Source organism: Candidatus Paceibacterota bacterium (assembly GCA_035452965.1).
Lineage (GTDB): Bacteria > Verrucomicrobiota > Verrucomicrobiia > Limisphaerales > UBA8199 > UBA8199.
Genome location: DAOTCE010000027.1, coordinates 58880 through 71717 on the forward strand (window position 1 = coordinate 58880; position 12838 = coordinate 71717).

At 59.2% G+C, this 12838-nt stretch carries 7 protein-coding genes and 1 tRNA gene; 5 read left to right on the forward strand and 3 right to left on the reverse strand.

Going from position 1 to position 12838, the window contains the following annotated elements; all coding sequences use genetic code 11:
- Positions 1 to 4 precede the first annotated feature (4 nt).
- Positions 5 to 1336, reverse strand: a complete 1332-nt coding sequence (locus P5205_17090; GenBank protein ID HSA12080.1) for a GDSL-type esterase/lipase family protein — start codon at positions 1334 to 1336, stop codon at positions 5 to 7.
- A gap of 540 nt (positions 1337 to 1876) precedes the next feature.
- Here P5205_17090 and P5205_17095 point away from each other — a divergent pair.
- Complete coding sequence (locus tag P5205_17095) at positions 1877 to 2497, forward strand: LytTR family DNA-binding domain-containing protein (protein ID HSA12081.1); 621 nt, start codon at positions 1877 to 1879, stop codon at positions 2495 to 2497.
- A gap of 179 nt (positions 2498 to 2676) precedes the next feature.
- Here P5205_17095 and P5205_17100 read toward each other — a convergent pair whose 3' ends face one another.
- Together P5205_17100 and P5205_17105 are read right to left on the reverse strand one after the other, a co-directional pair.
- Entirely contained in the window at positions 2677 to 6159 is a 3483-nt protein-coding gene (locus P5205_17100; GenBank protein ID HSA12082.1) for a DUF4082 domain-containing protein, read from the reverse strand.
- A 759-nt stretch (positions 6160 to 6918) separates the two neighbouring features.
- Positions 6919 to 7995: a metallophosphoesterase gene (locus P5205_17105; protein HSA12083.1), complete on the reverse strand. Its 1077-nt coding sequence runs from the start codon at positions 7993 to 7995 to the stop codon at positions 6919 to 6921.
- Positions 7996 to 8278: 283 nt separating this feature from the next.
- Between P5205_17105 and P5205_17110 the strand changes: the two genes are divergently transcribed.
- The 4 genes from P5205_17110 to P5205_17125 all read left to right on the forward strand — a co-directional run bounded on the left by P5205_17110 (position 8279) and on the right by P5205_17125 (position 12824).
- On the forward strand, positions 8279 to 9946 hold the full coding sequence (locus P5205_17110; protein ID HSA12084.1) for a glycoside hydrolase family 32 protein: 1668 nt from the start codon (positions 8279 to 8281) through the stop codon (positions 9944 to 9946).
- Between the two features lie 463 nt (positions 9947 to 10409).
- Positions 10410 to 11927 (forward strand): hypothetical protein, encoded by a 1518-nt coding sequence (locus P5205_17115; GenBank protein ID HSA12085.1) that lies wholly within the window; start codon positions 10410 to 10412, stop codon positions 11925 to 11927.
- A gap of 17 nt (positions 11928 to 11944) precedes the next feature.
- Positions 11945 to 12020: transfer RNA gene (locus tag P5205_17120), tRNA-Ile, on the forward strand.
- Between the two features lie 387 nt (positions 12021 to 12407).
- Entirely contained in the window at positions 12408 to 12824 is a 417-nt protein-coding gene (locus P5205_17125; protein HSA12086.1) for a JAB domain-containing protein, read from the forward strand.
- The last annotated feature ends 14 nt before the right edge of the window (positions 12825 to 12838 follow it).

The following is a 12838-nucleotide window of genomic DNA, read 5'->3' on the forward strand; positions in this document are numbered from 1 at the left end:
TCCTTCAGGGAAGAAGCTCCATCAGCGCGTCGGCGAACAGCTTCATACCGCGCGCGTCGGGATGGTTGATGGAGTTGAGCATGAGCGTGCTATAAGGAATCCCCTGCCGCCAAAGCCGCCCGTAGCGGCGGGAGGCGTCCGCCAGGGCGACATTATTCGCCGCGGCGAACTGGCGCAGCCCCGCAACGTAAGGGCGCGGGTCATCGTCCACGTCGCGTTCGCGGCTCAGACCCATCCACTCGGGCCGCACGTAATGGGGCGTCAGAATGACCCACTCGGCGCCGATGCCCAGGAAATCCGCCAGCAGCTTCCCGTAACGCTCGTTGACCTGCGCCGGATTCAGGCCCGCATCATTCACGAACTCTGAGACAATCAGATCGGGCTTGGTGGCGAGCACCTTCTCCCGATAGTTATGCTCGCTGCCCGGCGGTTCGGCCAGGTAGGTGCCGGTATTGCGCCCGCCCCAGGCTTCGGTCAGCAGCTCGATATTCGCCTGTGGATAACGAGTCTTCAGGCGCGCCACAAATTGTTCCTGCCAGCGGTTGCGCTCCCAATCTGGCACGTAGGTGCCCACGGTGACGCTGTCGCCCCAGGCCAATACGCGGAGGCGCTCCCCCGATTGGAGTTTGCGGATGGTGCGAGGCAGGAGCCGCTCGGCGGGGGAGGGGTTAGGCTTGGGCGGCTCGGGATAAGCCGATTCCAGCACCGGAAACAAATGCTCTGGCCCAAGCCGCTCCAGCCGGCCCGGCAGCCAGATGTTCGCCAGGTGCCGCTCGTCCTGCTTGATATTAGGCGGCAGGGGTGCGGCGGAGCGCGGCTCCCCCTGCCGCAGCACGATCCGGCCCCCGCGCGTCTGCACCAAGGCGTCAATGCGAAGCCGGGCAAAACGGTAACTGGCGAACGCCGGTTGGCCTTCCTTGAGGGCGCTTTGCGGGCAGCGACCGATGGTGCCCCAGTCCAAGTCGGCCTCGTAATCCTGGCCCCGGCGAAGAACCAGAGAGTCCCGCTTTGGTCCGGCCCGGAGCACCAAGCTCGCAGGGTCTAGCAAATAGGGCGTAGTGGTTTCCTGCGCGCGGACGCCGCTGAGCTGCGCCCCTTTGGCCCAGCCTCCAGCATTGGGATTGAATACCGGCAGCGAGGCGTGCTTCTCGGCCACGACGTTAACGATCTCCGGAGGGCTGACGCGAACGGTCTTCGTGCGGGCGTGTGGTTCATTGACGGTCACCACCACTTTCCAATCGCCTGCGAGCTTCAAGTCAACCAGGGTGCCGGCGGTGCCAATCGTCAACGCCAGTGCCAGGAATAATCCGGACAGAAGGCTCTGTTTGATCTTCATGTGCGAAGCAGTCTGTTCGTTCTAATCATCCGCGCAGGCATTGACGGTGATAAATGTCGAGGTCTTCAACGTTTCCGGCCCACCCGACATACCAATCCCCCCGCCGCAAACTGTGCCGCCGACTGGTCATTCAGTGGCATCATGTCTGCCAGTCCCTCCCAATAGGTGACGGTTGGCAGGCTTGGTTTACCCTTCTGGCCCGGCACCGCGCCCGCATTGAGAGCGGCGGCAAAACGCGCCAGGATCCACAAGCCTCCCCCGAACAGCCGAAGGCTTTGTCCGATTCCTGCCGGTGCCAACGCTCCGCTTGGCCGGAATTCCACGGGGCATGTTGAGGGTATCGAGGTTAATGAGACGGTCATACGTTCAGGCGATTGTTTGCGAGCCTACCGGGAACCGCCAAAGACCGCCAACCGTTTCTTGAAGACTAACCTATTGCGAATACTCGTCTTACGGCCCAAGTCTTCCGTAGTCACCCGGAAGCTGCCTCCGTAATCAGGCGAATTGTTGCCGGGTCGGGCCGGCACAATAATCCTCCCCATGCAAGGTCGAGCTCGATTCGGCTGGCGGGCGAACAGGGTGTTCGCCCCGAGCCTTCTGAATACAAGCCCGCTGACCCCCAGGTCAGTGCGCACTCGAGGCCAAACGCTCCCTTGCCGAGCCACCTGCTGCTCAGATCACCTTGCCGGGCATCTCCCCCCTCCGTCCAAGTCTTCCACCCCACCCAAATCCCACGGGCTTCTGGAAGGCTTCTGCGCTGAGCCGCATCCGGAAGAGCAGATCGCCCTCAACTCCAACAACCGGCTTCTCCTGTTACGGCTCGCGGATATTGACTGGCTGGAATCCTCCGATAACGGCGTGGCACTGCACATCGGCAAAGAGATCCACTTGCTCGACAACAGCTTTGCGGCGGTGACGACCAAACTGCCGCGCGCCCGTTTCCTGCGCATCAGCACTTCTGCGCTGGTGAACTTCGGGCGGATCAAGTGCCTGCGGCCCATGTGCCAGGGTGAATGGCGAGTGCTCCTGCGCAATGGCACGCGGCTGATCCTCACCCGCGGCTACGGCGAGCACCTCCGCCAGGCCGGCTGGTTCCTATCACCGTCAGTTAGACCGTTGGTCCGTTCCCGCATACCCGCGGGAAGATCACCTGGGAAGTAGTTGGCGGCTGAGCCGAACCAGCACGCCAACCTGCTCATCCCCCTGAACCGCTTTCCACGACTTAATCTGGCACTGTCGCTGCTCTGTCAGCACGGAATGCGGCACGAGCAATCCGGCCGATCCGGATGCTCAGCGCGGGTGCGTTCTTCGGTGGATAGCGCGTCTGTGCTCGCCATGGCTTAAGGCGTGAGCAGGCTGCGCTCCTGTTCCTCCGCTCCCAGCACAGAGCTTGGACGAGCCCTTTGGTCCACTTTCTTTCCCGGGCGTATCTTATCCTCAACCGTTGAAGTTTCGACCCTTACCCGGTAAAGGCGCCTCTGCGAGTGAATAGGTTCCGTCACGGTGACCTCTGAGCCGGTTCCCGCCACAAGGGTCAGAACTCTCCATTTGTGCGGAGAATCAGCTTCTGCATACTCAACCGCATAGTTCTGGTCTGCGAGTGTCGGAAAGGACAAGCAACAGACACCCTTCTCGATCTTGACCTTGAGTTTCACTACCGGCGGCAGAGCGTCAAAGTACAATGATGGCACCCGACTGAAGGCTTCGCACGGATCAACGATCTGAACAGTGAGGAGCGGCAGCGTTAAGAAGGAAAAGCCGATTGCTTGCTTTACCTCGAGCAGTCGGAATGCCACCACACCTAACTTCTCGCCCTTCAGGCTGCCATTTAGCGGGATGTAGTTCATGCTAATGTCGCTGTCCCACACCAAGCCGCAAATGACTTTGCCCACAAGCAAGGAGAAGGCTGGGGTCCACAGCGGTAAAACATTCGGGATTTTATCCAAGTATGCTTCCGGATCTTCGCCCGTGCCCAAGCCCGGACCAACCCCGTGCGGAAACGGCGCGCACGGCTGCCCGCTGAAGTTCAGCAGCCCGTTAGCTGTCGGTCCCACTTGTGACCAGGAGGCTGGGTGCCCCATCAGCGCGAACAGACCTTCGTCGCCAATGCGACCAGAGGGCAGGACGATCACCCGGCCGAAGTTGGCCGGATCGTTGAAGAAGCGCAGCGGAGCACGTTGCGCCAGCTCCGGTCTGTCGTCGTTGACGTCCTGATCCGTAAACGCCCTTCCCCGGCGCTCATAATCTCGCTTGTGGCCTGTGTTCGGCGGAAGCGAATAGCCGGGCGTGGTGTTATCAATGCAGTCTTCATCAATTAACAGGAACACGCACGTTTCGGCTTTGCACATGATCGTCTGCACACAGCTGGCGGTGTTCCCAGCTGCGTCTGTAGCGGTCCAAGTCCGTTTCACTACTTTCGGGCACTCGCCGCTGACAGCATCATTATACTTGACCGTGACACTGCCACTGTCGTCCGTGGCGGTGGCCGTCCCGGTGCTGCTGGGATCCGTGTTGCAGTCGGCGCATTGCAGGACCACATCACCAGGGCAGACAATAGTCGGCGGAGTAGTATCCTCATCCTGCGGCACCTGACTGAATGCCTCGCACGGATCAATGATCTGGACGGTGAGAAGTGGCAGCGTTGAGGAGGAAAAACCGATCGCTTGCTTTACCTCGAGCAGCCGGAACGCCACCACACCTAATTTCTCTCCCTTCAAGCTGCCGTTGAGCGGCTTGTAGTTCATGCTAATGTCGCTGTCCCACACCAAGCCGCAAATGACTTTGCCCACAAGCTTGGAGAGGGCTGAGTCCCGCAGCGGTGTAACATTCGGAATTTTGTCCAAATATGCCTCCGGCTTTTTGCCTGTGCCTAAGCCCGGACCAACCCCGTGCGGATACGGGGCGCACGGTTGCCCCCAGAAGTTCAGCAGCCCGTTGGTTGTCGGCCCTGCTCGGTTCCAGGAGGCCGGGCAATCCTTCAGCTCAAATAGGCCTTCGTCGCCAGTCTGGCCGGAGCGCAGGACAATCACCCGGCCGAAGTTGGCCGGATCGTTGAAGAAGCGCAGCGGAGCGCGTTGCGCCAACCCCGGCCGGTCGTCGTTGATGTCCCGATCGGTAAACGCCCTTCCCTGGAGCTCATAATCTCGCTTGTGGCCGGTGTTCGGCGGAAGCGAGTAGCCAGGCGAGCTGTTGTCAATGCAGTCATCATCAATTAGCAGGAAAACGAACGTTTCGGCTCTACACGTGATCGTCTGCACACAGCTCGCGGAGTTCCCAGCTGCGTCTGTGGCGGTCCAAGTTCGTTTCGCGACTTTCGGGCACTCGCCGCTGACAGCATCATCGTAGTTGACCGTGACACTGCCGCTGTCGTCCGTGGCGGTGGCCGTCCCAGTGTTGCTGGGATCCATGTAGCAGTCGGCGCATTGCAGGACCACATCATCAGGGCAGACAAGGGTCGGCGGAGTAGTATCCTCATTCTGCTCCAGCACCATCACCACATCCACCCAGTAATTGGCCGCATTGCCGGTGGCGGTGGGGAAGCTTTCCGCCCCTCCATACGCAAATACCCCGTTGCCGTCACCCAACGCGACCAACGGTGCATTCGTGTACCCTCCGCCAACGTAAGGGCTGAAGTAGTTCGCAGTTAGCGAGAAAGCCCCACTGGGCGAATGATAGGAGGCCACATACGTCGTGCCCGCAGTAATCGGCACCGGGTTGGCAAACAACTGCTGCTGCCACCCTTCGGCTGACTCACCAACAAATGTCACACTCGCGAGTTCCTCTCCCGCACTCGTCCAAAGCTTGCCCACATGGAGACCGGTATTGTTGGCCCCTTTATAAAACCGGATCCCTGTAATATAACCTCCCTCTTCACTTTTAAACTTGATGCCCAATGTAAGCGGGGTCTGGTCCGTCGCCTCCGGCACCGCCGGCGTGAAGGTGTTATCCCAAATGCGGAAGGCCTCCTGATCCGTCGTGGTAAACGACGCGGTAAACGCATTCGCCAAGGCATTGCCCGCAACGTCTTTTACCCCCATTGCTCCGCTCGCCACGGCCACCGTATACACCCTGGAGAGGGCCAGCAGATCAATTGGAGCTAGCGTCGCCGTAAACGTCGCGGCGTCATACGCCACGGTGCTCGCCACCAAGCCCCCCCCCGAACGGCTCAGGGTAATGCCATTGGCAATTGTCGCCGGGTCCATCGCCTCGCTGAACCTCACCACCACGGGGGCGCTCCGGCTCACACCTGCCGCGCCGGCCAGCGGACTGACCGAAACCACCGTCGGGGCAATCTTGTCCTGAATTGCGCTCTGCACAAATACTACATCTACCCAGTAATTGGCCGCATTGCCGAGGGTGGTGGGGAAGCTCTCCGCCCCTCCATACGCAAATACCCCGTTGCCGTCACCCAACGCGACCAACGGTGCATTCGTGTACCCTCCGCCAACGTAAGGGCTGAAGTAGTTCGCAGTTAGCGAGAAAGCCCCACTGGGCGAATGATAGGAGGCCACATACGTCGTGCCCGCAGTAATCGGCACCGGGTTGGCAAACAACTGCTGCTGCCACCCTTCGGCTGACTCACCAACAAATGTCACACTCGCGAGTTCCTCCCCCGCACTCGTCCAAAGCTTGCCCACATGGAGACCGGTATTGTTGGTACCCTTGTAAAATCGGATCCCTTCAATGTAACCACTCACCTCGCTTTGAAACTTGACGCCCAATGCAAGCGGGGACGGGTCCGCCGCCTCCGGCATCGCCGGCGTAAAAGAGTCACCCCAGATCATGAAATTCGACTGGGCCCAGGCTGGTTGTAGGCCAGGCATCACCGTGCACATTAGCAGGCCCAGGGACATCAAATACCTCCGGGTACGAATCGAGCAGGGGGAAATGATCGACGCCGAATTTCTCAGACCCGACACCGCAATAAGGCCAGCTACTGTCTTCATGGTCTTGACCCTGTCAGCTCTCGAGATAATTGTCTATTCGTACTAGTACGTAACCGCCTCTAAGGTGTGTTGCCTGCCGTTGGCACGAGGGGTGCGGATCATTGGCGCTGCGATCCACAGTTACCACGAGGAGTTAGCCTGGGTCGCAGTGGTACTGCACCCTGCAGTCTCAAAGGATGATCGTCTGTCGTGGGTTGCCTTGCGGGATGGCGTACAAGGGAATGTCTGACTTCACTCCCTCCGATCGCGAGGTTAACGTCCGCATGTCGTCGTAGCGCACCGCGCCGGTGCAACAGCGCGTGGTTCTGCCGCAGTGCCCGGCGAGGCGGGGGTTCCTCGTCGGGGGTGGTCTGGTTAAAATCCAGGACGAAGCGTTGCTGCGATTTCTCAGTAGCCCGCCAAGTCGCCAGCAGGCCCTACAGATTCGTGGGTTTGAAGAACAACGCCGAACGATGGGGAAGAAGTGGTTCCGGTGCTGGGCAGCGCGAGCATGAGCACCGCGATCAGTATCAGGGGCGAGTGTGATGCGCGGAGCGTGAACTTATGAGCACCGGCATCCTTAGTTGGCGAAGGCGGGGCAGACGGCATCTGAGGCCGAGGGGATCCCGGTCAGCGCAGCCGCCCTTGGAGCCTGGCCTAAAGTTTCGAGCTTGTAGTTCTGGTTCTCCTGGCAAGGTGCGCTGGGGACATGTCATAGCTGAAGAACATCTCACTGTCCTCGTCAACCTCGTATTGGTTCAGCCAAGGCGAATACGTTTGGATGGTGACGGTGTTGTTCGTGGGCGAAAAATACATGAGCCGCATCCAACCACTGCCGCCGTTGGTGCGAGATTGGTAATCCGAGATAAAGGTGTGCACGTCCCGCCCCTCAAATGTGTCCTGCCGCGCACCTTCGCCGCTCTTGTGCCCGCCAAGCATGAGGAAGAAATTCGTGTGGCGTTTGAGCGACTCGTAGATCGCGGCGCCCTGGTGGCTGTGCCTGCTTGGGGTTCTGGCCTCGCCCATGTAATGAGCAACGGCAATCACGCGACGATGCTGGTTAGTTTGTAGCACCGCGTTCGCCCATTCCAGGATCGACGGACCAAAATCCTGATGTTCGAAGTAAAGCACGATGAAATCCAGCCCCGAAGCGCTGAACAAATCAAAATGAGAGTCGTTGTTGTCGCCATAGTGGCCGCCGTAATACGAGCGACCGCTGAAATGCGGTACGCCAAAAAACTCGTTGAAATACCGCGTGGTGCCACCGGGGGTCCCACTGGGTTCCTGGTCATGGTTGCCGACCGCCATTCCGTAGGGAATCCCGTTCCTCTGCAAGGTGCGGAGCGGGTCTTCCAAACGATACATGGCATTGGTCGCGTTCTGCCATTCCTTCAGATTCGGCGCGCCGTTCTTGAGAAGATCCCCATTCTGCACGATGTCACCAAGATGCGCGACATAGGCGATGTTGTGCGCCTCCCGGTTTCTGATGATCCATTCCGTTTGCGAAATCCACATCTCCTTGCACGCGGCATTAGGCCGCTCCTGGGCATAATTCTGGGTGTCCGGCAGCACCACGATCGCAAAGTCGGCCCGTGGATCTGGTTTAACAAAACCGCTACGCAGTGAACCCCTGGTAACGCTGGACTTCGCCAGCGCCGCCACCAAAATGCACAACAGTGCGCCAGCAAAAACCAGGCGTGCAAGAGAACCGAATTTCAGTTTTATCATCATCATCACGAGCAACTACGGACTGCTTCGGCTTTGGCCGTCCCAGCCAAAAGCAATGAGCTGCGAGTCTATCCCAAAAAACCAGCGTCGCATAAAGAACATTATCTTGCGGCTGGAAGTTTCGTCTTGATCGGCCTGAACCACGTATAGGGATCGACGAGCTGCGCGGGCGCCTCACCCGTGCAGCAACCAGTGCAGACGGGGCACGCAAAAGGTAATTTCTTGTCAATTCTGTATTCATCCGGGTCTATCTGTGGTTTCCTTCTGTCGTGCCGGCGTTGTTTAACCTATGAGAAAGTCAATCTTCTTCACCCTTTGTGCTTTGATCAGCTTCTGCGGGCTTGGGACTGTCGCAGCTCCAGCAACCCCGGAGCTGCAGCTCGACAAGCGTTTCCTGAACCTGCCGGTGAAGAATAAGGCCCCCAAGCAGCGCCTGAAGTTGCTCGTGGAGGGCCAGGTGGCGCGCGAGTTCGAGATCGAACTGGCCGAGCGCGACCCCGACTTCTGGGCATTTCTCGACCTGTCGGCCTTCCGAGGCAAGCGCGCCATTCTCCAGGCGGACAAGTTGCCGGCGGATTCCAGAGCATTGGAAGCCATCGAACTGTCGGATCAGATCAAAGACGCCCGGAATCTGTACCAGGAAGCTTTGCGTCCGCAGTTTCACTTCTCCTCGCGCCGCGGCTGGAATAACGATCCCAACGGCCTGGTCTTCTACCAGGGCGAGTATCACTTGTTCTATCAGCATAATCCCTACGGCTGGGAGTGGGGCAATATGCACTGGGGCCACGCCGTCAGCCCGGACCTGGTTCACTGGACAGAATTGCCGATCGCTCTCTATCCGCGCCAGTTCGGCGACTGGGTCTTCTCCGGCAGCGCCGTCGTAGATCGGGCCAACACCGCGGGCTTCCAAACTGGCAAGGAAGCGCCGCTGGTCGCCGCCTATACCAGCACTGGCCGCGGCGAATGCATCGCTTACAGCAACGATCGGGGGCGAACCTGGGCGGAGTTCAGCGGTAATCCGGTGGTCCGACACGAAGGCCGCGACCCGCGTCTCCTTTGGCACGGCCCGACCAAGCGCTGGGTGATGGCCGTGTATGACGAGTTGGACGGCAAACGCTGGATCGCCTTCCACACTTCAGCCGACCTCAAACAATGGCGGCTCGAGAGCCGCATCGAGGGCTTCTATGAATGCCCCGACTTGTTTGAGCTGCCCGTGGACGGGAAGCGCCGGGAGAAACTATGGGTGCTGACCGCCGCCAGCAGCGAATACCGGCTCGGCACATTTGACGGCCGCCAGTTCACTCCCCAGACCCCCATGCTGCCCGGTCATCGCGGCAATGCCTTCTACGCGGCTCAAACCTACAGCGACATTCCGGCACGGGATAGGCGGCGCATCCAGATTGGCTGGGGCCAAATCGCCACGCCGGGCATGCCCTTCAACCAAATGATGACCTTTCCCTGCGAGCTAACGTTGCGCTCGACGCCTTCCGGGCCGCGCCTGTGCTTCCAGCCGGTGAAGGAGCTTCAGCGCCTGCACGCCACCCGACGCACCCAGTCCCGGATGAACCTTGCGCCAGGCACTAACGCGCTGGTTGGCATCCGGGGCGAATTGTTCGATCTGCGGGCGCAATTCGCCGTTGGCGCCACAGGCGAGGTGCGGTTCGTGGTTCGCGGCATGCCGGTAATCTATGATGCCGCGAAGCAGGAGCTTGCCTGCGCGGACCGCCGGAACCCTCTCGCTCCAGTGAACGGCAAAGTCCGGCTGCAGATATTAGCTGATCGGACCTCGCTGGAGATCTTCGGCAACGACGGCCTGCTGTATATGCCCATGGCAGGCAAGTTCACCCCAGAGGATCACACCCTCGCGCTGACGGTGACCGGCCTCCCCGTCCGCTTCGACTCAATCGAGGTCAACGAACTGCGGTCCATTTGGCCGATGAAGGAAGTACAACGGTGACACTATGGGCAGCGGCTCGCCATCAGCTTCAGGCGATGGCTGCCGAGTCACGGTGCAGCCGCCAGCAAGGTGGTTGGCCTATCTACACCGCAATGCCTGGAACGTATTGGCTTTGGAAGTATTGAAGATGGTGGGCCCAGAGGGATTTGAACCCCCGACCAAGCGATTATGAGTCGCATCCTGCCCGGTTGTTCCGAGTCGCCTTCGGTCGTCACAAGTTGCGAAAACCCCATTTTCATTGGGTTTTGCGTTGGAGGGCCGCTACCCCCCACAACCCGACACAACCGCTCAGGACCGGAAAATTGGCCAAGCATTGGCCAAGCATTCGGAGGTGTCAAGCGGCGTTGAGGGTCGCTCCAAGACCGTTTCTCGGCCCCGTCGCTATCCGGGGGCGCGCCTTGTGTAGCTCATGCACCAATCCGCTTCTGGGTTGTGCTGAAATGGCAGTTCAGAGAGGACATGTATGAGCGCCTCTGAACTGATCGAGCAAGCAAACGCGCCGAGTGCCATCGCGAAGGAATGCGAGGCGAAGCGATCGTATCCCAAGACCCACGCGAATTATTGGAAAGCCCGCCTGGAGCATCGGACGTACACGCGGGACGGCAAGACGTACGAAGTGCCGGAGTGGGCCGTGAGAATTCACTTCGGCGGCAACCGCAAGAGCTTCGACTTGGAGACTGGGAACAAAGAAGAAGCCGCCGCCAAAGCGCGGGACATTTACCTGTCCCTGATCGCCAAAGGTTGGTCCGCGACTCTCGCCGATCTCAAACCAAATGCCATTCAACCAATCGAAATCACTGCCGGGGATGCAACCATTGGCGAATTCCTGGCCGAAGTGGAAAGAACATCCAGTCTGAAGCCGAAGACATTTCGCCGCTACTCCCAATGCTTGCGAAGAGTGGCTGCCCACATTCGCGGAGTCAAAACGGACGAATCGCGGTACGACTACAAGACCGGCGGCTTGCTCGCTTGGCGGAAGCAGGTGGACGTGATTCCGCTCTCGGCCATCACCCCTGCCGCTGTTGCAGACTGGAAAATTCACTATCTACGACGAGCGAACAGCGATCCACGACGAAAGCTCGAAGTAAATCGCTCCTTCAACACCTGGCTGCGGAACACGAAAAGCCTTTTCAGTTCCGCGATCATCAACAAACCAAACTTCGCAATCAAAGTTCCCAAGTTCAAAGTGCCGGACGGTCAACGTGGAGAGCGCGAGGCTTATTGGTTCGACGCGGTGGACTTCGAGAAGATGGGCTCGATGAAATTCCAAGCACCCGCCGGGGTTACCTATGAGGACTTGGTGATGAAAGCGCGGACGGAGTTGCGAGCAGGAAGCCCTGAAGCCTACAAGCTCTTTCTTCTGTGCATGTGCGCCGGGCTGCGACGCGGCGAAGCCGACGTGTGTTTGTGGTCGCAACTGCGGCCTGATGACTGTTCCATTCGGGTTGAAGCCACCGAGTTCATCGAACCGAAGCATGGTTCAGGTGGTACTGTTTACGTCGATCCGGCCCTCATGAAGGAGTTGCTGAGTTTCAGGACGGACGGCCAGGAAGGTTTTGTGGTGCAATCCCATCTGGAATGGAAAGCGACGGCTTACGTGCGTTACCGCTGCGAGCCGCACTGGCGTACGTTGTTGGACTGGTTGGAAACGAACGGCATCTCGGCGCGAAAGAAAGTTCACGAACTGCGAAAGCTGTTTGGTGACGCCATCGTCAAACGAGAGGGCATTTTCGCGGGCAGCGCGCAATTGCGTCATTCGACAATCCAAATGACAGCAAATCATTACGCCGATCCGCGACAACGCGCTGCGCTTCCGGTCGGAAGTTTGTTTTCGGATAAAACCTCTCGCCGCACTTTCAAGTCTCGCCGGACACCACAAGAGCACAAAGAAAACGGACATGGCAATGGAATCGGGCAAACGGCTACCACACTGCCAACGCGCGTGAAAAAGTTGACCTTCGGACGGAAGCCAGCACAATGACGTGGCTGATTGTGGCCGGGCCTGTAGCTCAATGGTTAGAGCATGGCACTCATAATGCCGGGGTTCTCGGTTCAAGTCCGAGCAGGCCCACCAATCTTGCGTTGAACTCCTCACCGCATCAAAGCACAAAGAGCCACGGTTTGCGATGCGTCATGTGACGCCCGTCTCCCTCTCGCTCGGCCCTTCTTGCATCATTCTGCACACGATCCGATTCCAAGTGCGTTTCACTGAGCAGGCATCCGCCGATGTGGTTTCCGTCGTGTTCACCCGCATGTGCCCGCGCCTCTGGTTGCTCCGCGCAACCTCGCGCCGGCAGGCGAAAATGATTCCAGAGTTTTTGCGCCTGCCGTCACTCGGTTGCTAATGCTCCACTGCCCGGCGGCGCGAGCACATGCGGGAGCGTTTCGTTAGGAGCGGTCCTGCTCTCTCGGGGCGGAGGTGAAGAGAGCAGTCCCGCTCCTTCAGAACGAAACGCAAAACATGAACACAACGGAAGACCTCATCTCCACTGGATGCCTCACCATCGCTCCGCAGCCCGCGAACAACATCGTCAAGCCCATCAAATTCCCGGCTCAACCGCAGGAATGGAAAATCGTATCACTTCGGGAATGTCCCACACCCGACACCATGCAACAGTGCGAGACACCGGATCAGGCAGCCGCCTATTGGAAAGCGCATATCGCGACCCATCCTTACTTCAATTCTGAATGTGAATGTCTGGTGGTCTTCATCCTTAACACCCGCCGCCGTATCAAAGGCCACTACCTGGTGTCCATTGGAACGATGGATACCATTCTCTGTCATCCCAGGGAGGTATTCCGTTTAGCCATCATGGCGAGCGCCGCCGCAATCATCAGTCGGGTAAGGAGGCGGCGTTGCCGCCGCCTCCTCCCCTAAGAACCGGACATGAT